The organism is Maricaulis sp., assembly GCF_017642925.1.
Classification (GTDB): domain Bacteria; phylum Pseudomonadota; class Alphaproteobacteria; order Caulobacterales; family Maricaulaceae; genus Maricaulis.
On the sequence record NZ_JAEPOL010000006.1, the window covers coordinates 109507 to 134561 of the forward strand.

General features: G+C 64.8%; 24 protein-coding genes and 1 other RNA gene. 9 read left to right on the plus strand and 16 right to left on the minus strand.

All coding sequences use genetic code 11. The features are described 5' to 3' along the window. Together JJ918_RS06745 and metF are read right to left on the minus strand one after the other, a co-directional pair. Entirely contained in the window at positions 1-1059 is a 1059-nt protein-coding gene (locus JJ918_RS06745; protein WP_291884909.1) for a homocysteine S-methyltransferase family protein, read from the minus strand. Continuing rightward, positions 1059-1964: a methylenetetrahydrofolate reductase [NAD(P)H] gene (metF, locus tag JJ918_RS06750; protein WP_291884911.1), complete on the minus strand. Its 906-nt coding sequence runs from the start codon at positions 1962-1964 to the stop codon at positions 1059-1061. Before metF ends, JJ918_RS06745 begins: the two co-directional genes overlap by 1 nt. 241 nt (positions 1965-2205) lie before the next feature. Between metF and metK the strand changes: the two genes are divergently transcribed. Both metK and ahcY read left to right on the plus strand, forming a co-directional pair. After that, entirely contained in the window at positions 2206-3372 is a 1167-nt protein-coding gene (gene metK / locus JJ918_RS06755) for a methionine adenosyltransferase (protein ID WP_291884914.1), read from the plus strand. Between the two features lie 114 nt (positions 3373-3486). Continuing rightward, positions 3487-4914 carry an adenosylhomocysteinase gene (gene ahcY / locus JJ918_RS06760; RefSeq protein WP_291884917.1) on the plus strand — a complete coding sequence of 476 codons (1428 nt, stop codon included), beginning with the start codon at positions 3487-3489 and terminating at the stop codon, positions 4912-4914. Positions 4915-4979: 65 nt separating this feature from the next. Here the strand turns inward: ahcY and JJ918_RS06765 are convergent, their stop codons facing one another. From JJ918_RS06765 to JJ918_RS06780, 4 genes are all read right to left on the minus strand, one after another. Continuing rightward, a complete protein-coding gene (locus tag JJ918_RS06765) occupies positions 4980-5555 on the minus strand; it encodes a 5-formyltetrahydrofolate cyclo-ligase (protein ID WP_291884920.1) in 576 nt (191 codons plus the stop codon). Between the two features lie 22 nt (positions 5556-5577). Then, positions 5578-5737, minus strand: a non-coding RNA gene (ssrS, locus tag JJ918_RS06770) — 6S RNA. Between the two features lie 36 nt (positions 5738-5773). Beyond that, entirely contained in the window at positions 5774-6193 is a 420-nt protein-coding gene (locus JJ918_RS06775; RefSeq protein ID WP_291884923.1) for a cell division protein ZapA, read from the minus strand. A gap of 5 nt (positions 6194-6198) precedes the next feature. Beyond that, positions 6199-6489, minus strand: coding sequence for a DUF4164 family protein (locus JJ918_RS06780; protein ID WP_291884926.1), 291 nt, complete (start codon positions 6487-6489; stop codon positions 6199-6201). 206 nt (positions 6490-6695) lie between these two features. Here JJ918_RS06780 and JJ918_RS06785 point away from each other — a divergent pair, with 206 nt between their 5' ends. Further along, a complete protein-coding gene (locus JJ918_RS06785; RefSeq protein WP_291884929.1) occupies positions 6696-7277 on the plus strand; it encodes a hypothetical protein in 582 nt (193 codons plus the stop codon). Positions 7278-7284: 7 nt separating this feature from the next. On the opposite strand, the gene JJ918_RS06790 is transcribed toward JJ918_RS06785, so the two are convergent. Next, positions 7285-8280, minus strand: a complete 996-nt coding sequence (locus tag JJ918_RS06790) for a glycosyltransferase family 2 protein (RefSeq protein ID WP_291884932.1) — start codon at positions 8278-8280, stop codon at positions 7285-7287. Positions 8281-8405: 125 nt separating this feature from the next. Between JJ918_RS06790 and cysQ the strand changes: the two genes are divergently transcribed. Together cysQ and JJ918_RS06800 are read left to right on the plus strand one after the other, a co-directional pair. Then, positions 8406-9218: a 3'(2'),5'-bisphosphate nucleotidase CysQ gene (gene cysQ / locus JJ918_RS06795; protein ID WP_291884935.1), complete on the plus strand. Its 813-nt coding sequence runs from the start codon at positions 8406-8408 to the stop codon at positions 9216-9218. 93 nt (positions 9219-9311) lie between these two features. Then, positions 9312-10631, plus strand: coding sequence for a methyl-accepting chemotaxis protein (locus JJ918_RS06800; protein ID WP_291884938.1), 1320 nt, complete (start codon positions 9312-9314; stop codon positions 10629-10631). A gap of 11 nt (positions 10632-10642) precedes the next feature. Here JJ918_RS06800 and JJ918_RS06805 read toward each other — a convergent pair whose 3' ends face one another. Together JJ918_RS06805 and JJ918_RS06810 are read right to left on the minus strand one after the other, a co-directional pair. Then, entirely contained in the window at positions 10643-11134 is a 492-nt protein-coding gene (locus tag JJ918_RS06805; RefSeq protein ID WP_291884941.1) for a GNAT family N-acetyltransferase, read from the minus strand. Then, positions 11127-11678: a hypothetical protein gene (locus JJ918_RS06810; protein ID WP_291884944.1), complete on the minus strand. Its 552-nt coding sequence runs from the start codon at positions 11676-11678 to the stop codon at positions 11127-11129. The genes JJ918_RS06805 and JJ918_RS06810 overlap by 8 nt, the downstream gene beginning before the upstream one ends. 174 nt (positions 11679-11852) lie before the next feature. Between JJ918_RS06810 and JJ918_RS06815 the strand changes: the two genes are divergently transcribed. From JJ918_RS06815 to JJ918_RS06825, 3 genes are all read left to right on the plus strand, one after another. Then, the gene (locus JJ918_RS06815) at positions 11853-12494 is read left to right on the plus strand and encodes a MarC family protein (protein WP_291884947.1); all 642 of its coding nucleotides are present in this window, start codon (positions 11853-11855) and stop codon (positions 12492-12494) included. 193 nt (positions 12495-12687) lie between these two features. Next, positions 12688-12945 (plus strand): YjhX family toxin, encoded by a 258-nt coding sequence (locus JJ918_RS06820; RefSeq protein ID WP_271186275.1) that lies wholly within the window; start codon positions 12688-12690, stop codon positions 12943-12945. A gap of 120 nt (positions 12946-13065) precedes the next feature. After that, positions 13066-13254 (plus strand): hypothetical protein, encoded by a 189-nt coding sequence (locus JJ918_RS06825; protein ID WP_291884952.1) that lies wholly within the window; start codon positions 13066-13068, stop codon positions 13252-13254. Positions 13255-13313: 59 nt separating this feature from the next. On the opposite strand, the gene aguB is transcribed toward JJ918_RS06825, so the two are convergent. The 4 genes from aguB to JJ918_RS06845 all read right to left on the minus strand — a co-directional run bounded on the left by aguB (position 13314) and on the right by JJ918_RS06845 (position 19738). Continuing rightward, positions 13314-14168 carry an N-carbamoylputrescine amidase gene (gene aguB, locus JJ918_RS06830; protein ID WP_291884955.1) on the minus strand — a complete coding sequence of 285 codons (855 nt, stop codon included), beginning with the start codon at positions 14166-14168 and terminating at the stop codon, positions 13314-13316. A gap of 4 nt (positions 14169-14172) precedes the next feature. Continuing rightward, a complete protein-coding gene (locus JJ918_RS06835) occupies positions 14173-15345 on the minus strand; it encodes a serine hydrolase (protein ID WP_291885085.1) in 1173 nt (390 codons plus the stop codon). 6 nt (positions 15346-15351) lie between these two features. Then, complete coding sequence (locus JJ918_RS06840; protein ID WP_291884958.1) at positions 15352-16386, minus strand: agmatine deiminase family protein; 1035 nt, start codon at positions 16384-16386, stop codon at positions 15352-15354. 106 nt (positions 16387-16492) lie between these two features. Beyond that, the gene (locus JJ918_RS06845; RefSeq protein ID WP_291884961.1) at positions 16493-19738 is read right to left on the minus strand and encodes a TonB-dependent receptor; all 3246 of its coding nucleotides are present in this window, start codon (positions 19736-19738) and stop codon (positions 16493-16495) included. Positions 19739-20067: 329 nt separating this feature from the next. Between JJ918_RS06845 and JJ918_RS06850 the strand changes: the two genes are divergently transcribed. Beyond that, positions 20068-21642 carry a glycosyltransferase family 39 protein gene (locus tag JJ918_RS06850; RefSeq protein WP_291884964.1) on the plus strand — a complete coding sequence of 525 codons (1575 nt, stop codon included), beginning with the start codon at positions 20068-20070 and terminating at the stop codon, positions 21640-21642. Here the strand turns inward: JJ918_RS06850 and argC are convergent. The 3 genes from argC to JJ918_RS06865 are packed head-to-tail and all read right to left on the minus strand — an operon-like array spanning position 21639 to position 24909. Beyond that, a complete protein-coding gene (gene argC, locus JJ918_RS06855; RefSeq protein WP_291884966.1) occupies positions 21639-22568 on the minus strand; it encodes an N-acetyl-gamma-glutamyl-phosphate reductase in 930 nt (309 codons plus the stop codon). The two genes, JJ918_RS06850 and argC, sit on opposite strands and share 4 nt — an antisense overlap. Further along, the gene (locus JJ918_RS06860) at positions 22565-23902 is read right to left on the minus strand and encodes an acetylglutamate kinase (protein WP_291884969.1); all 1338 of its coding nucleotides are present in this window, start codon (positions 23900-23902) and stop codon (positions 22565-22567) included. The genes argC and JJ918_RS06860 overlap by 4 nt, the downstream gene beginning before the upstream one ends. Then, complete coding sequence (locus tag JJ918_RS06865; RefSeq protein WP_291884972.1) at positions 23899-24909, minus strand: N-acetylornithine carbamoyltransferase; 1011 nt, start codon at positions 24907-24909, stop codon at positions 23899-23901. The genes JJ918_RS06860 and JJ918_RS06865 overlap by 4 nt, the downstream gene beginning before the upstream one ends. Between the last annotated feature and the right edge of the window lie 146 nt (positions 24910-25055).

Sequence of the window (25055 nt, forward strand, 5' to 3'; positions counted from 1 at the left end):
TCAGGCGGAAAGTTCGAAGGGTTCGAGGCCGGACAGACGCATGGCCCGCTCGCGTTTGGCCGGACGGCGCGGCTTGGCGCCCTTCACGGCCTCGGCGATGGCCCGGATATGCTCCGGCGTGGTGCCACAGCACCCGCCCAGGATATTCACCAGGCCCGACTGCGCCCATTCGCCGACGAAACCCGACGTTTCGTCCGGGGTCTCATCATACTCGCCCATGTCATTGGGCAGGCCGGCATTGGGATAGGTGATGATGCGGGTGTCCGCGACCCGGGCGATCTCCGCGATATAGGGCCGCATCTCCTCCGCCCCCAGCGCACAGTTCAGCCCCACGGCCCAGGGCCGCGCATGGCGCACGGAGTACCAGAAGGCCTCGGCCGTCTGTCCGGACAGGGTACGTCCGGACCGGTCGGTGATCGTCCCGGAAATCATGATCGGCCGGTCGATACCGGTCTCGGCCTTGAGGTCGAGCAGCGCCTTGATGGCGGCTTTGGCATTGAGTGTGTCGAACACGGTCTCGATCAGGAAGAAGTCGACATGCTCGGCCATGGCAGCAGCCTGCTCGTGATAGGCCTTGCGGATGGTTTCGAAGTCGATGTCGCGGAATCCGGGATCGTTCACATCCGGCGAGATCGACAGCGTCTTGTTGGTCGGCCCGATCGCCCCGGCCACGCCGCGCGGCGTGCCGGTTTCCGCCTCGATCTCGTCGGCGGCCTCACGGGCAAGGCGCGCACCTTCGCGCGCGATCTCCGGCGCGAGGTCCTGCATGCCGTAATCGGCCTGGGCGATGGAGGTGGCGGAAAACGTGTTGGTCTCGACGATGTCGGAACCAGCCTCGAAATAGGCCTTGTGGATCGCCTTCACGGCTTCGGGCGTGGTGAGATTGAGAATGTCGTTATTGCCCTTGATCGCCGACGGCCAGTCGGCAAAGCGCTCGCCGCGATAGCCCTCTTCATCCAGTTTGAGATCCTGGATCTGGGTGCCCATCGCGCCGTCGAGGATCAGGACACGCTCGCGCCCCAGCGCGGCAAGCGCTTCAACCCGTTCGCCCGTCTTCATCACGCAACCCCCACCGGTTCACGCTGTTCGGCCTTCACGCCAAGCAGCTGGCAGGTGGAGAGCGCCAGCTCGGCCCGGTTGAGCGTGTAGAAGTGGAAATTGTCGACACCGCCGGCCTGCAGCTTGCTGCACAGTTTGGCCGCGACATGGGCCGTCACCAGCTTGCGCGTGCCGGCGTCCTCGTCGAGTCCTTCATAGGCCTCGTGCAGCCAGACCGGCAGGCTGGCCCCGCACAGCCCCGCCATCCGCTTGAGACCATTGAAATTGGCCTGCAGCATGATGCCCGGCACGATCGGGATGGTGATACCGGCGCGCTCCGCCCGCTCGCGGAAGCGGAAATACACATCCGGTTCGAAGAAGAACTGGGTGATGGCGCGCGTGGCCCCGTTGTCGATCTTCTTCTTCAGCAGGTCGATATCGTAGTCGAAATCGCGGCTCTCCGGATGCTTTTCCGGATAGCAGCCGACGGAGATCTCGAAATCGCCGATCTTGCGGATTCCGCCCGCGAGTTCCGCAGCGTTGGCATAGCCGCCCGGATGCGGCGTGTAGGCCTCGCCGATCCCGTCCGGCGGATCGCCACGCAGGGCGACGATGTGACGGATACCGGCCGACCAGTAGTCGCGGATCACGTCATCGATCTCCTCACGCGTCGCCGAAACACAGGTCAGGTGTGCGGCGGGCCGGATCCCCGTCTCGCGCACGATACGGCGCACGGTCCGGTGCGTCCGGTCGCGCGTCGAACCGCCGGCACCATAGGTCACCGACACGAAACTCGGCGACAGGGGCTCAAGCCGGGAAATCGACTCCCAGAGCGTCTCTTCCATCGCCTCGGTCTTGGGCGGGAAGAATTCGAAGGACACGTTCAGTCCGTTCCGGGGCTGCATCGTACTGCCGTCCGCACTCATGGGTCACCTTCAGTTGGCCCCGCCGGCGCGCAGCCGGTGTTTCAGGGCATGTCGAATTCGCTTGCGCCAATCTATAACGCAATAACATGACGACATAAAGATATCTTTATGTGCGATGGATTGAAAGGGGGTGGCTGCAGCGGAACCGCCGGGCATGTTTTCACCAAGAGGCTTGCATCCGGCCCGCGTATCTGTTCTACCCCACGCGATATAAAGCGATCTTTATATGAGGATATGCGCAGTGAGCAGACCTTCTTATATCTTTACCTCCGAGAGCGTTTCCGAGGGCCATCCGGACAAGGTGTGCGACCGTGTCTCCGACACGATCGTCGACCTTTTCCTGTCCAAGGACCCTGAAGCGCGCGTGGCGTGCGAGACCCTGACCACGACGAACCAGATCGTCCTGGCCGGCGAGGTCCGCTGCGCGGCGGAGATCGACAATGACGAAATCGAGCAGGCCGCCCGCGAGGCGATCCGCGATATCGGCTATGAGCAGGAGGGCTTCCACTGGAAGCACGCCAACTTCCAGAATTTCCTGCACGAACAGTCCGCCCACATCGCCCAGGGCGTGGACGCTGGCGACGACAAGGATGAAGGCGCTGGCGACCAGGGCATCATGTTCGGCTATGCCTCGGACGAGACGCCGGAGCTGATGCCGGCCCCGATCCTGTATTCCCACAAGATCCTCAAGCGGATGGCCGAGCTGCGCAAAAGCGGCGAGCGGCCGGAGTTCGAGCCGGACGCCAAATCCCAGGTAACGATGCGCTATGAGAACGGCATTCCCGCCGGGATCACGTCCGTCGTCGTCTCGACCCAGCACAAGCCCAATCTCAACCAGGCCCAGGTGCGCGAACTGGTCCGCCCGGTGGTCGAGGAAGTCCTGCCCGATGGCTGGCTGCCGCCGGAGGACGAGTTCTACGTCAACCCGACCGGCACGTTCGTGATCGGCGGCCCGGACGGCGATGCCGGCCTGACCGGCCGCAAGATCATCGTCGACACCTATGGCGGCGCGGCCCCGCACGGCGGCGGCGCCTTCTCGGGCAAGGACCCGACGAAGGTCGACCGCTCGGCCGCCTATGCCTGCCGCTACCTGGCCAAGAATGTCGTGGCCGCCGGCCTGGCCAAGCGCTGCACGATCCAGGTGTCCTACGCGATCGGCGTCTCCAAACCGCTTTCGCTCTATGTCGACTGCCATGGCACCGGCCAGGTCGATGAAGTGAAGCTGGAGGATACGCTGCGCCAGCTGGTGGACCTGTCGCCCCGCGGCATCCGCACCCATCTGAAGCTGAACCGCCCGATCTATGCCCGCACCGCGGCTTATGGCCATTTCGGCCGCAAGCCGGCCGAGGATGGCGGCTTCTCCTGGGAGAAGACCGACCTGGTGGACGCGCTGCGCGGGCTCGCCTAGACCACCCCGAACCTAAATGACGGGGCCGGCCGCAGCCATGCGCCGGCCCCGGTATTTCCGGCGCTCATCCGGCGCCCCGTCAGAAACCCGAAACACGAAGAGGACCTGAAGGTCATGACTGCTGTTGCGGATAAATCCCAGTTCGCCGCCGACCACCCCCACGTCATCAAGGACATCTCGCTGGCCAAATGGGGCCGGACCGAGATCGAGATGGCCGAGATCGAGATGCCGGGCCTGATGGCCCTGCGCGAGGAGTTCGGCAAGGCCCAGCCCCTGAAGGGCGCGCGCATCGCCGGCTCGCTGCACATGACGATCCAGACCGCGGTTCTCATCGAGACCCTGGTCGCGCTGGGCGCCGAAGTGCGCTGGGCGTCGTGCAATATCTTCTCCACCCAGGACCATGCCGCGGCGGCCATCGCCGAGCAGAAAATCCCGGTCTTCGCCTACAAGGGCGAGACGCTGGAAGAGTACTGGGACTATGCCGACGCCATCTTCCATTGGCCGAACGGCGAAACCGCCAACATGATCCTGGACGATGGCGGCGATGCCACCATGTATCTGATCCTGGGCGAGAAGGCCGAGGCCGATCATTCCCTGCTGGATCACCCGAAGTCCGAGGAAGAGACCGCGCTCTTCGCCCAGATCCGCAAGCGTTTCGAAGCCACGCCGGGCTGGTTCACCAAGGCCAAGAACGCCATCCAGGGCGTCTCCGAAGAGACGACGACCGGCGTGATGCGTCTCTATCAGATGGCCAAGCGGGGCGAGCTGCCCTTCCCGGCGATCAACGTCAATGACAGCGTCACCAAGTCGAAATTCGACAACCGCTATGGCTGCCGCGAAAGCCTGGTCGACGCCATCCGCCGCGGCACCGACGTGATGATGGCCGGCAAGAAGGCCGTCGTCTGCGGCTATGGCGATGTCGGCAAGGGATCGGCGGAATCGCTGCGCGGCGCCGGCGCCCGTGTCTATGTCACCGAAATCGACCCGATCTGCGCCCTGCAGGCCTGTATGGACGGTTTCGAGGTTGTGCGCCTGGACGATGTCACCGCCGAGATGGACATCTTCGTCACCGCGACGGGCAATAAGGACATCATCACCGTCGACCACATGCGCGCCATGAAGGACATGGCGATCGTCTGCAATATCGGCCACTTCGACAACGAGATTCAGGTCGAGAGCCTGAAGAACTTCCAGTGGACGAATGTGAAGCCGCAGGTCGACCTCGTACAGTTTCCGGACGGCAACCGCATCATCCTGCTGTCCGAAGGCCGCCTGGTGAATCTGGGCAATGCGACCGGCCACCCCTCCTTCGTGATGTCGTCCTCCTTCACCAACCAGACGCTCGCCCAGATCGAGCTCTGGACGAGGGGCGACGAGTACAAGAACGAGGTCTACATCCTGCCCAAGCACCTGGACGAGAAGGTTGCCCGCCTGCACCTCGACAAGCTCGGCGCCAGACTGACCGAACTTTCCAGCGACCAGGCCGATTATATCGGCGTGCCGCAGACCGGTCCGTTCAAGGCGGAACATTACCGCTACTAGGCGATGTCCGGACTTTGAAGAATGCGGAGCGCCCTGCCTTTCTGGCGGGGCGTTTCCTTTTGTGCTCAGGGGAAAGCCTGCCAGCCTTCGTCGGTAACCAGCGCATCGAGACGCTGGTCATGATCCTCGCAAGGCAGGCGATCGACGCATTGTTCGGGATAGGCCAGCCCGACGACCCGCACCTCGCCGGCTTTGCGCAGCCGGGCCAGCGTGCGGTCGTAATAACCCGCCCCGAAGCCGAGGCGTACACCCTGGCGGTCCACACCGACCAGCGGCACAAGAACCAGATCGGGGACGGCTTCAGGTGCCCGGTCCGTGGGCTCCTTCACGCCGAAGGCCCGGGCTTCCAGCGTGTCGCCGGCGCGCCAGCACCGGAAGACCAGTGGCCGGTCCCGCCCCTGGACGACAGGCAGGCAGAGCTGGGCGCCTGCCGCGGCGAATGACGCCATCAGCGGCCCGGGATCGATCTCGTGCGGCAGCGGATGATACCCCGCCACGACCATGCCGGCGTGCGGCCGCCAGTTGGGTGCAAAATGATCAACCAGCCGTTCGCCGGCCTTCGGCCGGGCGGCCGATGCGGCAATGCGGTCGGCGATCAGACGGCGCCTCAGGACGGATTTTGCGTCAGTCGTTTCAGTCATGATCCTGGCGGACAGCGGGTGTGACGGCTCCACTTGCGCCGGTGGTGCGTGTGTATCCCCACGGACCCGACAATTCAGGTGGGCGCCGCGTGAAAGGGACCACGGTCCCGAACAGAGGCAGCTCCCTCGTGGAGATGTACGGTCAGCGGGATAAACGCTCCTATCGCACGCAGCAGATAACCGTCACGATGTCTATGTGGCGCTTTCCGGCGTCAGTCTCAAGCGCGCGCATCTGCAAGGTGTGCACCCGCCGCATCATCCGTATCGGACTGGGCCGGCGGCTCGCCTTCCAGATCGGTCGCAAAGGCCTCAAGGCGCTCGGCCACATCGATCAGGCAGCTGACCATGCGCTGGCGTTCTTCGGCCTGCAGGCTGGCTGCGCCATGGCGTTCATGACGCAGACGCTCGATATGGCCCTCCAGCGCCTCGACCCGCCGCTCCGCATCCTTCTGCTCGTCGATCAGCATCAGGGCTGCCATCAGCAGGAGCCGGACATCGCCGATCTGGCCGACCTGTTCGACGATCCCGCCGACGCGCTGGTCAAGCTGACCGGCGAGCTCGCGCAGATAGGCTTCCTGGCCGTCTTCGCAGCCGATGGTGAACTCGCGGCCATTGAGTGTCACGGTGACCTTGGACATGCCGCCTACTCCTCACCTGCCAGACCGCGCAGGTCCTCGATCGCCCGGTCGAGCGCATCGGACGCTTCCTGGGCAGCCTGATGCAGCGCGGCTTCGCGGCCGCGCGCCTCGTCCAGCGCTTCGGCCAGCCGCGCCCGGTCGTCATCGGCATTGCGAGCCTGGTCGGCCGCCGTCTCGGCGCGTTCGACGCGCGCCCGCATACGGCCGGCCACGCGCTCGACACGCGTCATCGCACCATCAAGCCGGGCGACGGCCTCCTTGAGCGGATCTGAGGGCAATTCCGGACGCACGTTCATACGTCCAGAATCGGCTGCGTCGGTGAAAAGTTCAAGTGACCTCTCAAGTTTTCCGCCGGACACACTGGCGTTCACGGCAGATATCATCAGCAAAACGCGGCCATTTTGAGTCCGTGACGAGCGATCCGCGGGCAGGGCGGCGCGATTGACCTTCTCCGCATCACGGGCCAAACAGTCGCACCGGTAACGCGATCACGGGATGCGCGATGTTCTCCTTGCCTGACTGGGCCTTTTACCCGATCGCCGCCCTCGTCACGGGCGGCATGGTCGCCGGCGCCCTCGCTTTCGGCGATTCCACCAAGCGAACCCCGGAGCAGATCCAGGCGGAGGGCCTGGTCTATGAAGGCGACACGCTGAATGCGATCGGCACGGGTAACGGGCTGGAAGCGACCTTCCTGACTGAGGGACAGACCGCTTTCGTGCGCATCGCGGCATCGCGCGGACCGCTGGATGGCATGCAGTCGGCGGGAGCCTTTTTCGCACTGGCGCCCAATGAGCTCGAAGCCCTGCAGGGTCACCGCCTGCGCCTGACTTTCCGCGTACGCGCTGCCGCAGACCAGCCGGCGGAAGGGGTACGCTTCAACGTCTTCCTGCCCGGCATCGGCCAGGACGGATGGGAGCGCCATGCCGTCGGCGACGACTATCAGGACATCACTTTCGACGTATCGCCGCCCACCTGTGTCTGGGATCACGGCTATATCGGCATCTGGCCGGACTGGGATTTCGAGCGCAACACGATTGATCTGCAGCGCGCCGAGCTGATCGCGCTCGAGGAAATCGAGTGCTGAAGCCCGGTCAGCGCTGAACCGGCCGGATATCCGGCTCGCGGGTCAGAAGCGCCCGGGAGTTCCAGCACATCATCCGCGCAAAGACTGACGGCTTCACCGTACGCGCCGCCTGAAGCTCGCGACGCTCCCGCATGATCCGCGGCCAGTCGGCCAGGGCATCCCGGACAGCCCGGCCGTAGAGCCCGAACTGGCCCTGCCGCGCCGACGCCCCCCAAAGGGCGAGATTGGCGATGACGTGAAACGGGACCAGCACCGGAAACAGCCAGCCCGGCATGTCGCGGGCGAACACCCAGATCCGGTTGCGCACGCCGTGATAGGTGGCAAATTCCGACCGCCGCCCCGACGAAGCATACCCCATATGCTCGACGGCTGCCTCACGCAGCTGGATGGCCCTATGGCCCAGCAGGCGGGCGCGGAAAGCGAGATCGACGTCTTCATTGTAGCAGAAGAAGCTTTCGTCGAAGCCGTTCAGCGCCTCGAAAACATCGCGCCGGACCATGGCCGCAGCACCGCAAGGCCCGAACACCTCGCCCTCCTCCGGCAGAAGGGAGACAGGGCGCATATAGGCCGCCCGATAGGCCAGACCGGCGGCGTGATAGACATCGCCGGCCCCGTCCAGCAGGTCCGGGCGCTCGGCGCTGTACTGGGTGGAGCCGAACAGGGCGACGTCCGGATAGCGCTCGATCGCGGCTGCCAGCTGTTCGATCCAGTCGGGCCGCGCAAAGGCGTCGGGATTGAGAAAGACCACCCAGCGGCCGGAGCTCTTCGCGACCAGCCGGTTATTGCCGGCGGCAAAGCCCAGATTGGTGTCGGACTCGATAAAGGTCGCCCAGCCCGGCAGGTCTGCAGCCGTCACCCGCTCGCCCTCCGGCGAGCCGTTTTCCAGGACCAGGACCTCGCCCGGCCGCACGGTCTGGGCCTCGAGCGCGGCAAGGCAGCGCCCGATCGTGTCACGGCTGCGATAGGCGACAATATGTACGCAAATGTCCGGCGCCTGCGTCACACCCTGCTCCCGTCCTGATCCGGCCCGCGCCGGAAACCCTGCATACAGGCTTGGCGCGGCAGGGCAATTCCCCTATGCCCCAAAGCACACTTCTTTACGCCGTTTCTCACTAGGTTATGCCGACGATGTCCCTGCCCGCCGACCGCAATGCGCTTGCCTTCGAATTCGCCCGTATCTGCAGCCTTGCGGCGGTAAAGGTGATGGAGGTCTACAACAGCGATTTTGACACGCGCGGCAAGGCCGACCGCTCGCCGGTGACGGATGCGGACGAACTGGCCGAAGCCATTATCCTGGAAGAGCTGGCAAAGTGCGTACCGGATGTGCCGGTGCTCGCCGAGGAGAGCTTCAGTGCCGGTCTGCGCCCGGATACGGGCCGCGCCTTCATCCTGGTCGACCCCGTCGACGGCACCAAGGAATTCATCAACAAGAACGGCGAGTTCACGATCAATATAGCGCTGATCGAGGACCGCACCCCGACCGCGGGCTGCGTTTATGCGCCGGCGCGCGAGCGCATTTTCGTCGGCGGCGAGACCGCCTGGGCCGGCGCGCTGAAGCCCGGCCAGCCGGTCAGCCGCGACAGTCTTGAGCCGATCGTCACGCGCCAGGCTCCCGAAGGCGGCAAAACGGCCGTGATGAGCCGTTCCCACGCCGACGAGAAGACCGTCGCCTTCGCCGACAGTGTCGGAGTCACCGAAAAAGTCTCCGCCGGAAGCTCGCTGAAATTCTGTCTGGTGGCGGAGGGTTCGGCCGATGTCTATCCGCGCTTCGGCCCCACCTGCGAATGGGATACCGGCGCGGGCCACGCCGTGCTGAAAGCGGCTGGAGGCGATGTCCTGACGCCCGAAGGCACGCCCTTCCTCTACGGCAAGTCGGACACCGATTATCTCAATGGTGCCTTTGTCGCCTGGGGCCGGCCGGACTCTTTGACGCAGGGCTGATCGCGGTTACCTCATTTTTACGCTCACGGCGCACAAGATCGGACCAGACCGGAACACCCGGAAGTCCGCACAGCAGCCAGGGGCGTCTTCACCGTGACCCTTTCGATCAAAGGCCGTTTCGTCGTGATGGTGGTCACCGCAGGTGCCATCATGATGGGCGGTACCGCCTTCGCCTTCTACGCCTTCCGTCAGGCCATGCTCGGCCAGCTCGGCTCGCCCGAAGCGGCCCAGGCCTTCGTCTCCGGTGACATCGCCGCACACATCGACGCGCTGATTGCCGACCAGATGCTGGTGATCGGCCTGACCTGCGCGCCTGTCGGTCTGGCCTTCCTCGGCCTGGCCATCTGGCTGGCCCTGGGCGTAGCACGCCCCCTGGGACGTTTGCAGACAGGGCTGGACCGGCTGCGCAGCGGCGATCTCGATATCGAGATCGACGGGGCCGACCGCGGCGACGAGATCGGCGCCATTGCCCGTTCGGTAATCGAATTCCGCACCAATCTGGCCGATCGCGCTCGTGAAGAAGCCGAGCGGCAATATGCCCAGCAGACGGAGATCGCCCGCGAACGCGAGGCCCTGATGCGTCAGGTCGCCGAGGACTTCGAGCGCTCGGTCCTTACCGTCGTGAACACGCTGACCGATGCAGCCGGCACGGTCGGGCGGCATTCCGGTGACCTGCAGACAGCCGTGGAACAGTCCCTGGCCTCCCTGCAGGAAGTGCGCACGGCGTCCGGCGAATCGCGCACCCAGGTAGAAACCGTTTCCCGCTCGGCAGATGCGCTGTCACTGTCGGTTGCCGACATCAACACCAATGCCGACCAGGCCGCCGAGATCGCCGCGACGGCGGTCGCCGAGGCCCGCAAGACCGACGAGATCGTCGGCCGCCTGTCCGAGACGGGCCGAACGATCGGCGAGATTGTCGAGCTGATCAGCCAGATCGCGAGCCAGACCAATCTTCTCGCGCTCAATGCCACCATTGAGGCCGCCCGCGCAGGCGAGGCAGGCAAGGGCTTCGCCGTCGTGGCGAGCGAAGTGAAGGCCCTGGCCGAACAGACCACGAAGGCGACGGAAGACATCACCGCCCAAGTCGCCTCGGTGCAGGACGTCGCCCGTCAGTCGGAGACCGCGATCCGCAATATCGCCGCAACGATCGACCGCATCAGTGCCCTGTCCGGAACGATCCGCCAGGCCGTCGAGGACCAGTCCAGCGCCACCCATCAGATCGATGACAGCGCCCGGATCGCCAGCACAAGCTCCGAGCGCGTCGCGGAGAATGTCGCCCGGCTGGACACGGCCATGACATCGAGCCGGAATGCGACCGCCGGGATGCAACGCGCCTCAAGCGACCTCACCTCGGCCTCCGGCGAGCTGCACGTCCAGGTGACGCAGTTCCTCGAAAGCATCCGGGCTGCCTGAACCAGGCCCGCCTATTGCTCGCGCAGGAAGACTTTCGATACGGCGCGATAGCCCCGCGCCTCGAAGAAGCTGTGGGCGCGATCATTGGCAATGCCGCTTTCCAGCATGATCCGGTCGGCATTGTTTTCGCGGCAGAGCGTCTCGGCAGCTTGGAGCAGCCGGGACCCCAGTCCATGGCCCCGCCCGTCTTCACCGACCAGCAGGTCCTCGATCGTCGCGATCCGGGTGCCGGCAGCACTTTCGAGCGCAACCGCGCACAATCCCGCGATCGAATCGCCCCGCCGCGCGACAAGCACAAACCCGCCGCCTTCCAGGCAGGCCGAGAAATCCCTCGCCAGCACGACATCCAGATCCTCCGCCCAGCGCTTTCCGTCCGGACTGCGGCCGGACAGGATTTCCCCGTGCGAGATATAGGCCGGCATCGGCCGGAGCTGGGCAGCCGCCCATTCGGCTGCTGCGGCAATTCCGGCGGGCTCAAGCGGGCGGATATCGATATCAGGCATTGTCGAGCCACTTTTTGACCGTGCGGCACTTCATCTGCTTCGCCGCCGCCTCGAAGAAGAAGTGCTGGCGCTCTTCAAAGGGTATGGAGAGGTCCGGAACGGTGCGGAAATAGGTGTCGAATATACCCCGCATGTCCGGTGAATAGTGCAGCCGGTAGTCAGGCCAGTTGCGCCGGAACCAGCCCATCTCCGACACTTCGAGAAACCAGGACACCCAGGTCCCGAAAATCATCGGATCGAGATTGCCCCGGCTGCGCAGCCGCACCGCAATCTCGAACAGGTTCAGGATCTGGAGGAAGTAATTGTTGGCAACGACAGTCTCTTCATCATCCAGCTCGACCGGCCTGTCCCCGGGCTCGTTGAATATCCGGGCCAGAACGGCGCGATGCTCTGCTTCGAAGCGGAAGATGTTCAGCGCTTCGGCCTCCAGATTGATATAGGTGGAACGCCGGGTTTCCCGCGCATTCCACATCACACCGATGATCAGCGCGGCAAATGCTGCGATGTCCAGCGTCCCGAGTATCGGTGGTAACCAGTCCGGCATGATCCCTCCCCCGTCTGCAATCTGCAGAATATCCGCCCGCAGCGCGCGAGACACACCTTTCCTCAGCCCGCCCACGGCCAATTTGCATGACTATCCTGCAAAGCCATGCACGAGAAATTCCGTGACCTTTCTGCGCGCTCCGGTTATGCGGGCGGCCACAGACAGGACACCGGCATGCTCGAACTCTTCACCTCCGCCCTGGTCACCTTCTTCGTGGCCATCGACCCGCCCGGCGTGGCGCCGATCTTTGCGGCGCTGACCGATGGCGCGCCGAAATCGCACCGCCGTTCGATGGCGATCCGCTCGGTGGTGATTGCCTCGGGCGTACTGCTGGGCTTCGCCCTGGGCGGGGCCTGGCTGCTGAACGCCATGCATATCTCGCTGGACGCTTTCCGCGCCGCCGGCGGCGTTCTGCTGTTCCTGATGGCGCTGGAAATGATCTTCGAGAAGCGTACCGAGCGCCGCGAGGAGCGCGCCGAGGAAATCATCGGCGAACACGATACGCATCCGGAAAAGTGGGACGACATCTCTGTCTTCCCGATGGCCATCCCGATGCTGGCTGGCCCCGGCGCCATCGCCACAATGATGCTCTTCATGTCCGACGCCACCAGCCTGACCGAGCAAGGCATTGTTCTGGCGGCCGTGGCGATCATCCTGGTTTTCTGTCTGGTCGTCTTCCTGATGATCGGTCCGGTGATGAAGCTGATCGGCGAGTCGATGGCGGCCATGATCACCCGGATCCTCGGCGTCATCCTTGCCGCACTGGCCGCGCAATTCATCTTTGACGGGATCAAGGGCGCCCTGATGGGCGGGTAACCGCCCCCGCCCGGCTTGCACGGCAACGCCGAAGCGACTATCTCCGAAAACCTGACTTTCGGAGACTTTATGTCCATCAGCCAAGAGGCCCGATAGGGCCCGGTCAAGACCGACCGGGCCTGATCGATCGACGCTGCCGCATGCGTGAGCTGCGGCCGGCGTTTTCGTGTGCCTTTTTCAAGCTGACATCACCATGGACATATCCAAGCCCGAGCAGCGGGTCCTGCACCTGCTCGCCCAGGGCGGCCGTATCGATTTCGAGAAGGACGAACGCGGCCGCATTATCGATATCACCACCGTCACGCGCGACGGATGGGCCTGGAACGGCTGTTCCCTTGCCCTCTTCGCCAAGCTGCGGCGCCGGCGCTATATCGCGTCGCACGGCAGCGGCCCCTACCGGATCACCCGGCTGGGCCTGAAACGCGTCCGGTCTCAACCCGACAACCGGTAACAGACCGCCGCCGGCGCCCTTCAAGGCGCCGGCGGCGGAAACCGATCGTTAGCCAACACCTGCCATGATAAGGCCCTGAAGGACCGCTACCGGTCTCTTGAGGGGGGACTGGAGGAGTAGATGGCATTCCGCCTGATCGTGCTGCTCACGGCAGCCACCCTGTCATCGGCCGGCTTTACCGCGGCCGCCTGGAGCCTGACCCGCGGTCAGACCGATCAGGCGATCGCGTTCGGCTGGCCGGCCGTCGCGGTCGCTATCACCGTTGCCATCCTTGTCCCCTTCGGCAAACGCCCGGGTACAGACAGCTAGAGCATTTTCAGCAAAAGTGGGGACCGGTTTTGCGGTCCGAGAATGCGACCACAAAAAAGCTAGACCTTCGGCGAAAAGAACGGCGCGTAGAGATCCTGGCGGCGATCCCGGAAGAAGCCCCAGGCTGCGCGGTGACGCTGCAGGAAGTCCAGGTCATAGGTCGATGAGACCACGCCGGTCTCGTTCCGGCCCAGCTCTTCCAGCTTTTCACCCGTATGATCGGTGACGAAGGATGAACCATAGAAGACCTGGCCATCCTCATTGCCGATCCGGTTGGCGGCGATCACGGGAATGACGTTCGAGACGGCGTGCCCCTGCATCGCCCGCTGCCAGCGGATAGCGGTGTCGAGGCTGTCATCATGCGGCTCCGAACCGATCGCGGTCGGGTAGAGCAGCACCTCTGCTCCCAGCATGGTCATGCAGCGCGCCGCTTCCGGGAACCACTGGTCCCAGCAGATGCCCACACCGATCTTGCCGGCCTTCGTATCCCAGACCTTGAAACCGGTATCGCCCGGCCGGAAGTAGAACTTCTCCATATAGCCGGGACCGTCGGGAATATGGCTCTTGCGGTAGACGCCCAGCGCCTTGCCATCGGCATCCAGCACGACGAGCGAATTGTAGTAGTGCGGCCCGTCGCGCTCATAGATCGAGACCGGAATGACCACGCCCAGTTCGGCAGCCAGCGGCGCCAGCGCCGTCACGCAGGGATGTTCCATCGCCGGCCAGGCCGTCGCGAAGAAGCGCTCGTCCTGGACCTTGCAGAAATAGGGCCCCTGGAAGAGTTCCGGCGGCAGCACGACCTGGGCGCCGCGGCCGGCAGCCTCGCGCACGAGTTCTTTCACGGTCGCGATATTGGCGTCCATGTCCTCGCCGAATGCCGCCTGCAGGGCGGCCACCGAAATCGTACGGGCCATCCCGTCAGTCCTCCATAACCTCTTCGATCCAGTCGCCCGGCCCGTCGCCGGTGCGCAGATCCATCACGGTCGGCCACAGCCACCAGGCCGGCCGGTTGTCCGAATTCCACAGCGCCACAAAGGCAAAACCGGTCTCCGGTTCGAGCACGATCTGGGCGCCATAGCCGGACAGATAGCCCGAGTGCAGCACCAGCGTGCGGTCGCCCCATTCATAGATGCGCCAGCCGAGCCCGTAGGCCGTGCTGTCGACCCGATCGCGCAGCCGGCCCAGACGGCGCGTCTCGCGCAGCGTGTCGGTCAGCGGGCTGTGGATGCGCACCCGCACGGCCTCGTCCAGCCCGGGCAATGTTCCCAGCTGTACCTGCGCCCAGGCGATCAGATCGTTCAGCGACAGGTTCAGGCCGGACGCCGACGGGATAGAATCATAGGGGGTGGTCGGATTGCCCGGTGTATTCGCCGTACGCCGCCAGCCGCTGTGCGGCCGCGCCCAGGAGGGTGACGCTTCGAGCGCCGCCGTTCCGACCGACGCGGCCGGCAGCCCCAGAGGCTCGATCACATAATCACGCAGCGCCGTGTTGAAATCGGTCCCGGTGGCGTCCTCCACCACGCTTTCCAGCGCCGAGAAGGCGACGTTCTGGTAGGTGTAGCAATCGCCGACCGGGCACAGAAGATCGACCCCGGCCAGGCGCATGCGAATGCGGTCCGGCGCCTGTCCGGCTTCCAGGTCCAGATCGTAGGCATTGGGCGGCAGGCCGGTGCGGTGGCTGGCGATTTCCTCCAGCGTCGGCTGGCGATCGCCGCGCAGCTGCAACACATCGACCGGCACCGGCGCGCTCATATCGACCAGGCCCTGCGCCTCGAGCACGCCCAGCAAGGTGCCGGTGAAGGTCTTGGACACCGAGGCGGCGCGGAACATCGTCTCCGCGGTGACGGTCTCGCCGGACCCGGCAGCGGTCTCACCATGGGTATAGATGAAGACCGGTTCGCCGTGCTCGATCACGGCCGCCACAAGGCCGACCACACGCTGGTCTCCAGCGGCCTCGTCCAGCCTTTCGCGCAAGGCGCCAAGATAGGGATAGTCTTCCCGCTCGGTCGGGCTGGCGCTGTCATGGCCGGCGGCAGCCGCCGGCACCGTCGAGACGAGCACAAGGCCCAGGGCAGTCAGTACGCTTCGCATCAATCCTCACACTCCGGGCTGATGGCATGTGACACAATGGAAAGCCCCTCCGCCCGAAAGTATGGCACGCGCTGACGATCCGACAACGGTGTGATGCGGAAACAGGGGGCGAAGCGCTGCAACGGCAGCGTTTGCGCTGGCCGTGCCATAGGTCGGCACGACCACATTGCGCGGTCCGATCACCCAGTTCATGTGGCTGGCGGGCACGGTCTCGCCATCGCCCAGATCCACCCGCCCCGGAGACGGGATGGTGTAGACTTTCAGCCGCCGGCCCTTGGCGTCGGTCATGCGCGAAAGCTGCCGGGCGATCGATGACAGCACCGCGGTCTGCGGATCGTCCTCGCCCGACGGCGCCTGGCAGATCACAACACCCGGCCGGGCAAAGCGGACGATATTGTCGATATGCCCGTCGGTGTGATCGGCAACCAGGCCCTCATCGATCCACAACACCTTGCGCACACCGAAAGTCTGCTTGAGCACATCCTCGACCTGCGCCTCGGTGAGGCCGGGATTGCGGTTGGGATTGAGCAGGCATTGCCGCGTCGTGATCAGTGTGCCGTCGCCGTCGAACTCCAGCGCGCCGCCTTCGGCAACCAGGTCGACATGACGTTCGGACGCGTCCGCCATGCGCGCGATCGCACCGCCCACCGTGTCGTCGCCGGGCAGGTCGTACTTGCCGCCCCAGCCGTTGAAACGGAAGCGGATGGCAATGTCCTTGCCGTGATCCCTGACGAAGACGGGACCGGTGTCGCGTGCCCAGACATCCCCGAAAGCCTCGCGCACGACGCGCGCACGGCGCCCCATCGCCTGGCGGGCCGAAGCCTCGGCCTGGGCCGTCGCCGCGAGCACGACCAGATCCAGCGTTTCGCCGCGGACGGACGGTTCGGCGAGCGCGTTGAGAAAGGCGCCGAACTCGGCCTGGGCCGGTTCGAGATCCTCTTCCCACAGATCGGCCGCGGACGGCCAGCAGGTGAAGATCCGCCGGACCGGAGCGGTCTCGTGCGGCAGGGCGAGTGCGGGGGGAAATGGCAGGGTCGTCATGGGCCGCGGCTCTATCATGACGCGGGCCGCCGCGCGAGACACAAAACGAAGAAGGGCGGCCACAAGGGCCGCCCTTCCACAAGTCCGGTCATCCGGAAAGTCTGGCCTAGAACTCGTAGCGCAGACCGACGCGGATGGAGTACAGCGAGCTGCCGCGGCTGGCCGTGGAATTGGCACGGCTGCCGTTGAAGGAGTTGAAGCGGTACACGCAGTCACCAGCCGAGAGGCAGGCCGTACGCGGCGCATCACCCGTCAGGGCCGTCGCACCGTCGACGCCATTGATGGCGACGTCGGCAGCGGACACCAGATCGGCGGACACGATGTTGGCCTGACCGAAGGACGGGCCGTTCACTTGCGTGCCCCACTCGTCGTTCAGCAGGTTGGCCACGTTGAAGATGTCGATGACCATGTTCAGGCGGTTCTCACCGACCCACTGCTCAACAGCACCCGAGAAGAAGGGCAGTTCCTGCTGGATACGCAGGTCCCATTGCTGGTTCCACGGCGAGGTCAGCGAGTTGCCTTCGAAGATCTGACCGCGGGGCACACCTGCGCTGTCGATCAGGTCGTTAAAGCCGGCTTGATCGAAACCGCTGGCGTAAACGACGCGCGCATCGGTGGCTTCCGGGATGTACAGCAGGTCCGCATCGTACGGGCTTTCACCCTGACCGGCGCGGCCGAAGAGCGGGTTCGAGGAACCCACGTCGAAGGTGTAGCTGTACGGGGAGCCCGAGGTGAACTCGCCGATCAGGTCGAGGCGGGTCGTCAGATCGCCGAAGAACTCACGCTCGTACCAGAAGGCCGTCACGAAACGATCTTCAACCTGGTAGAGCGAGGTCGAGGCGGACACATCGTTCCGGTCCGACGTGGTCTGCGAACGCCAGGAGGAAATGCCGCGCGAAGACGTGTCGTACAGGGCCGACTGGACGTCCTGGTAGGCATAGCTGACGTTGAAGCCGAGACCGTTCTCGTACTCCTTCGACAGGCCGACGGTGAAGACGTGGCTTTCGCCGCTGTCGACATTCGTCAGCATGGTCAGGTTGGCTTCACCCAGATCGTCGAGGTCGGCATAGATGGTACGACCGTCCGGAGCCACGCCCGGGGCGTAGCCGAGTTCCAGCTGAGCCAGGTTGTCCCAGGCGAAGCTGTTTTCGGACTTGGAGTACAGGTACTGCGCCGTGAAGACGTAGTCGCTGCCGAAGTCCAGACCACCGAAGCGCAGGTCGAAGCTCTGGTCGAGGCGCAGGGAGGCGCGCCAATCGGCCGGGATCTCGAAGCTCGGATCGATCATGTCGATCGAGACCGGAGCCTGGCTGGCGACGTCATCACGCAGAGATTGCGGGACGCTCAGGTCGGTGATGGTCGCACCGTCGAGACGCGAGTAAACCGTCGGCGTCTGGAAGGCGTTGGAGATCCAGACCTGCGGCGCACCGCCCGAGAACAGGCCGAAACCACCCGACACCGTCGTACGGTCCAGGGCATCCCAGCGGAAGCCGGCCCGCGGCATCAGGATATCTTTGCCATCCAGGTTGGCCGAGGTGTCACGGCCGTACTGAGCGGCGATGACCGGGTCGGCATACGGCTCGTCGTCCTGGCTGTAACGCTCGTAGCGGACACCGTAGTTGACCGTCAGGTCGTCACGCAGCTGCCAGGTGTCTTCGGCGAAGGCCACGAAGCGGTCGAAGCCCCAGCTGGAAGCACCGTCAACAGCATTGTTGGACGTCACGTTGCGGTATTCGACGCGACCGATGCCGTCGATCAGATCCTGCGGGCTGGAGAAGGTGAATTCGCCGTTCGACTGCTGACCGAAGAGGTTGAACAGGTCGAACTGCTCGTATTCACCGCCGACCGTGAAGATGTGGTCGTTCCAGGTGTAGTCGGCAGAACCGAACACGACGAAGCGGGTGTCGTTGTACTCGTTGCCGTGACGGTAGATGTCGCAGCCTGCGACGATGTTGGACAGGTTCTGGGTGGCCAGGCCTTCCAGCGGGGTGCCGACGAGTTCAGCAACCGTCCAGCCATCGAAGGAGAGCTGCGGCTGGTCGGAACCGGCGCCACAATTCTGGCCCTTCACGAATTCCGTGTTCGAAATCCGCAGGGTGGTGGACAGGCGATCAGACCAATCGGAGTAGACCTGCAGGGTCATCGCCTCGATTTCCAGCGGCACGCCGTAGAAGGCCGTGTCGTAGTTGTAGGCCGAGGTCGAGGTGTCGAGTTCTTCGGTCGACTGGTAGGTGAACGAGGCGCGGTGGTTCTCGTTGATGTTCCAGTCGAACTTGGCGAGCAGACGCTCGGACGTCGACGGATAGGATTCCTGGAGCGGACGCGAGCCGATGTCAAAGCCGTACTCGTTCTGGACCATGCTGGCCAGCGTCGTCCAGAAGGCCGGGTCGATGCCGGCGTTTTCGTACGTGGCCGAGCGGTCGGTCGGGGTCGCCGCGGTATACTCGTCATAGGAGACCAGGAAGAACAGCTTGTCTTCGATGATCGGGCCGGAGATCGAGATGCCGTACTCTTCTTCTTGGTACGGAACGGCCGGGACGAGAACGCCGTCGGTCACATTGCCGCGGAAGTCTTCGTCGGCACGGTAGTAGAAGGCTGCGCCGTCGAACTCGTTCGTACCCGAGCGGGTCACGACGTTGATCAGGCCGCCCTGGAAGTTACCGGAGGTCACCGAATAGTCGGCGGCCACGACAGACGCGGACTCGACGATATCGATGTTGATCGGCGAACGGCTGGTGGCATAGGTGTTCGAACCCAGGCCGAAATTGTCCTGCTGCAGCGAGCCGTCGATGGACACGGCGTTGAAGCGCGGGGACTGACCGGCGATCGACATGAAGCTTTCGCCCGACTGGGAAACCAGCGGATCAAGGCGCAGCGTGTCGATCAGGTCGCGGTTCAGCGACGGGGCGTTGGCGACGTCACGCGCGGAGTAGGTCGAACCCACGCCATTGTTCAGGTCCAGCGTGTTGATGGCCTGGCCGGTGACGGTGATCACGTCTTCTGTGGCGGAGCTCAGACGGATGGTCAGCGGAGCTTGCGAGCCCGGCTGGATCATCAGGTCGTCGATCACGTCGCCCTGGAAACCCGGAGCCGAAACGAAGATGCGGTAGGGACCGCCGACGCGCAGACCGCTCTCGAAGAAGGAGCCGGTCGAGGTCGTGGTCGCCGTGCCGGACGTACCGGACGGCAGGTGCATGATGGTGACGGACGCACCGGACACCGGAGCGCCGTTTTCGTCCAGCACGGTGCCACGCAGCTGCGCGGAGGTCACCTGGGCGTGAACGGCAGCCGGAGCGGCGGCCAGCAGGGCGATGGTCGCCGCGCTATAGGAAAGCTTTTTCATAAAAGACATGGAGCATGTCCCCCAATGGATGATCAGATGGGGGCACGGCCCCCGGGTACGAAGCACGCGCCTCGTACGCCGGGCGTAAAAACTTTCCAAGACGTATATGAGAAGCTTTTGTGACGCTCCGGCAGGTTAACCCTGACAACCAACCCGTCGCTGCGGTGCAGCAATCACAAAATATGTGTGTGCAGCCGCACAAAACCTCAAAATCCGGGATGCCGGCCTGTCCGGAACCCGGAATTTTCTCCACGGGGCCCCTTTACCGGCCCGTGCGAAAAGCGCATAGGCTGCGGCGAAAATGTTACACTTTTCAGCAGCGGAAACGGGACGTCCGAATGACTGATTCCACCTTCGCCGAATCTTCACGGACGAATCCCTGGCGACAGGCAACGATCGGCCTGATTATTGGCGTCGCGTTGATGCGCCTTGTGGCATTGGCGGTCTCGCCGGTTGCGCTCTACGCAGACGAGACCCAGTACTGGATCTGGTCCCGCGAATTCGACTGGGGCTATTTCTCCAAACCGCCCATGATCGCCTGGCTGATCGCCGCCTCGACCGGTCTTCTCGGCGACAGCGATTTCGCCGTCCGCCTTCCCGCACCCCTGCTGCATTCGGTAACGGCGGCATTCCTTTTCGCAAGTGCACAAAGGCTCGCGGACACCCGAACCGGCTTCTGGGCAGCGGCTGTCTATCTCACCCTGCCCTCGATCTGGCTGTCCGGCGTCGTCATCTCGACCGACGCGCTGCTGCTGTGCGCCTGGTCGGCTGGCCTCTACGCCCTGCTGCGCCTGCGTGAGGACCGCGGCTGGGTTTCCGCGGCGGGTCTGGGCCTCGCTATCGGCCTCGGCTTCCTGTCCAAATACGCGATGATCTATTTCGTCGTCGGCACGGCCATCGGCATTGTGATCGACGCGCCGCTGCGCCGGGCGCTGCTGAGCCTGAAAGGTGCCATCGCCGCACTCATCGCGCTCGCCTGCCTGGCCCCCAATCTCGCCTGGAATGCAGCAAACGATTTCGCCACCGTCACGCATACCGCGGCCAATGCAAACTGGGGCGGCGACCTGTTTCACCCTGCAGAAATGGCCGAATTCCTTGTCGAGCAGATTGCCGTCTTCGGGCCGCTTCTGTTTCCGGTCCTGATCGGCCTGCTGATTGCCGGCGTGCTGAAGCTTCGCAACATTGCGCCCGAACGCCGCCTGCTCGCCGCCTTTATCGTGCCCGCGATTCTCGCCGTCTCGATCCAGGCCTTCATCAGCCGCGCCCATGCCAACTGGGCGGCCGGTGCCTATGTCGCTGCGACGCTCCTGGTCACGCTCTTCCTGCTGAACGGGCCGGGCTGGCGCCGCTGGGTGCTGATCGGTTCGATCGCCCTGCACAGCATTGTCGGCATCGGTTTTGCCATGGTGGCCGCCAGCCCGGCTCTGGTGGAGATGGCCGGCCTCGACAACGCCACCAAGCGTATCCGCGCCTGGCCGGAAACGGCCAGCGCCATCGCCGACGCGGCCGCCGCAGACGACTACGCCTTCATCGTGTTCGACGATCGCAATGTCTTCCACCAGACCCAGCGCTATGCGCCGTCCCTGCAGGGGCAGCTGCGGATGTGGCTGCGCTATTCCGGGCCGGTGAACCATGCCGAGGATATCTGGCCGCTGCCGGAGACGATCGACGGCCCCGTGCTGATCGTGTCGCACCGCCCGCTGGAAGTACCGCGCCTGCGGGAGGACTTCCGGACTTTCGAACCCGTCGGCGAACTGGCCATTCCGCTCGACGGCGGCCGCACGCGCGACTTCACCCTCTGGCGGGCCGAAGGGCATGTCCGCGTCGCGCGCGATGCTGCGTATGAAGACCGCTGGCAGGCGATCGACGCCGAAGCGGGCGTCGTGCGCGGCTACTCCAACGATGACGGCTAGCCGCGCAGCTCTTCCAGCCCCAGTGCTAGGGTCAGATTCTGCATCGCCTGGGTGGCCGCGCCCTTGAGAAGATTATCCAGCGCGCTGACGATCACGGCATGGTGGCCGCTTTCATCCACGGCGAACCCGCCGACCACCGCGCCGGGATTGCCGGCGCCGTCGCGCACTTCCGGTATGCGCTCGACGACTTCGATCAGAGGTTCGTCGGCATAGGCATCACGAAAACATCCGATCAGCGTGTCGCGATCCATCGGCTCGGCCAGCTCGACATGCACCGTCGCCACGATGCCGCGGAAGAATTGCGCGACATGCGGGGTGAAGCGGACGCTCTCGCCGAGATGCCGGCTCATCTCGCCCTCATGGATATGACCCATCAGGGCATAGGGCATCAGATTGTCGGCCAGCGCATCCGGATCATTCTTGCGCGATGGCGTGGTACCGGCGCCGGAATAGCCCGACACGCCGAACACATGCGCCGGACCGGCCAGGCGGCCGCGCAGCGGCGCGATCGCCAGCTGGCCGGCGGTGGCATAGCACCCCGGATTGGCGATGCGGCGGGCATGGCGGATCGCCTCGCGGCCGTGGATTTCCGGCAGGCCGTAGACCCAGGCATCGTCAAACCGGTAGTCGGCCGACAGGTCGACGATCACGGTTCCGGCCGGAATGGCCGCGACGAACGGCGCCGCGGCCCCGTTCGGCAGCGCCAGGATCACGGCATCGACGGGCCGCGCGGCGACATCCTCCGGCGAGAGGGCTTCAAAGGCGAGATCGCCGCCGATTTCCGGCGCCATGTCGGCCACGGGCTTGCCGGCAAACTCGCGCGAGCTGGCATAGGCCAGAACCATGTCGTCGCGGCTGCCGATCAGGCGCAGCAATTCCCGGCCGGTATGACCGCGTGCACCGATCAGTCCGATCCGGGCGGTCATTTCGGCGCCTCGAGCGTGGGCGGCAGGGAGAAGGCTTTCTCGACCACAGCATCGATCCCGGTCAGGCTGACATCCTCGCCGCGCCAGAACACGGTCCATTCATCGCGGCGCACCGCGCCATCGCATTCGTCGAAATAGAAGCCATTGACCGGATTGCTGGTGCGCGACCGCCAGATCAGGCGCGGCGCGTACTCGACCAGCCGGTGCCAGACCGCCCGGCCCAGCCCCTCGCCGCGCGCATCGTCGAGCACGGCGAACTTGTCCAGATAGATCCAGTCGTCCAGCCGTGTCGTCAGCGCGGCGGCCCGATAGCTGTCGGTCACGAAGGCCTGATCGAGAACCAGGCTGTCCCAGTAGCCGGCGATCGGCGGACGCCCGAACGCCTTGGCCACCAGCGTGTCGAGCTTTGCGATATCCAGCTCGTCCTTCGAAGCTGCCGACTTGATGCGCTCGCCGCGGCGGATCAGCGTGCCGGCACCGGCATGGGTGAAGAGCTCGCGGGCCAGTTCGGCCGGGCGCGTGATCGACACCGAGGATGACAGCGGCAGGTCGTCAAGCAGGCGCTTGATCTCCTCCAGCTTCAACCGCATGCCGCCATTGACCCAGTCGGCTTCCATCAATTCCGCGAAATCGGTCGCCAGGTTGATGGAGGACAGGATGTCCCCGTACTGGTCCAGCAGCCCGCCCGTCCCGGTCAGGAAGACCACCTTGTAGGGCTGCAGCGCATGCACCAGCGCGCGCACGGCGGTATCGGCGTTGACGTTGACGAGACATCCGTCAGCCGTCTCCCCCAGACAGGCCAGGATCGAGGCCTGGCCGGCCCGGGCCGCAGCCGCCACCAGGTCCAGCCGGACCCGGCTTGGCTCGCCGACCCGTCCGAGGGTCTTCTCGTCGACCAGCTCGGCCTCGAACACACCGCGCGGGATGGCCGCCGCCCGGCCGCCGGCGGCGCGGATCGCGTCCACCAGGGCGAGATTGGCTTCCGTTAGCGTATCGCGAATGATCGGGATGGCCGGTTCACGCGTGACGCGCAGGCCGTTGATCCGCTCGGTGGCGATCCCCGCCGCGTCCAGCGCCGCATCCAGCTGCGGCCCGCCGCCATGCACCACGACCGGCGTCAGGCCGACCGTCTGCAGGAAGGCCAGCGCCGAGGCCAGCCCTTCCAGATCGTCCTGGATGACCGCGCCGCCGACCTTGATGACGGCAAAGCGTTCCTGGTCGACGCCGGAGAAGCGGTGCAGGTATTCGCGGATCTCCTTGCCGTCGCGCATGTGCGACAGCAATTGAACAATGGTCTGGCGAACCGGGGGCTGGACCGGATCCTTGCCGCTCATTCCGCCCCCCCTTGCAGGGCCAGGGCTTCCATCACGGCTTTCTGGACGTGCAGCCGGTTTTCCGCTTCGTCGATCCCCATGAAGGCGTCGCTGTCCACCACGGCGTCGGCGATCTTCACATTACGGCGCATCGGCAGGCAGTGCGAAACGACGGCATTATTGGTCAGCGCCATCTTGTCCGGCGTGATCATGAAGTCGGCGCCCTTCGCCCGGAACGGCGCCTCCTCGTCCCAATTGCCGTAGAAGGGCAAAGCCCCCCAGCTCTTGGCATAAACGACATCGGCACCCGAATAGGCCGCCTCGACATCGGTCGTCAGCGTCACCGAGCCGCCGCCTTCAGCCGTGAAGCGTTCCGCAGCCGACATGTAGCGCTCGTCGAGACGGTAGACCTCATCCGGCACCAGGATGCGGACATTGGCGCCGAACTTCGACGCGATCAGCAGCGAGGAATTGGCCACGGCCGTATTCAGCGGCTTGGGATGCGGCACCCAGGTCAGAAGATAATTCTTGCCCGCCACCGGACCGGAGCGCTCCTGCAGGGCCAGCATGTGAGCCAGCTCCTGACAGGGGTGCACAATGGTCTCCATATTGATGACCGGCACCGTCGCGTGTTTCGCAAAGGCGGAGATCATCGGATCCTCGCGCTCGTCCTGCCAGTTCTTGAACTCAGGGAAACAGCGGATGGCGATCAGGTCGACATAGCGCGACAGCACGCGCGCGGCCTCGCGCACATGCTCTTCCTCGGCACCGTCCATGATGGCGCCGTCACCGAACTCCATCGGCCAGGTCGCGCCCTTTGCGTCCAGCACGATGGCATGGCCGCCCAGCTGGTGCGCGCCGATGTCGAAACTCGATCGCGTTCGCAGTGAGGGATTGAAGAAGACCAGCGCAATCGACTTGCCCTCCAGCGATCGGCTCTTCACGCCCGACTTGAAGGCGGCTGCTCGGTCGAGCAGGCCCTGAAGTTCGTTGCGGGACCAATCTTCGGTGGACAGGAAATGGCGCATCTAACGTCCTCGTTTCGCCTTCAGTGACAGGAGTCCCGGGCTGTTCAGGTTCCGGGCGGCGTCATGTGTACACATCAACGCCGCGAGTGCACGGGGAAATTCTGCATCCAGGGTCGTGGATACAGCCAATATGGCAATTCCCGGCG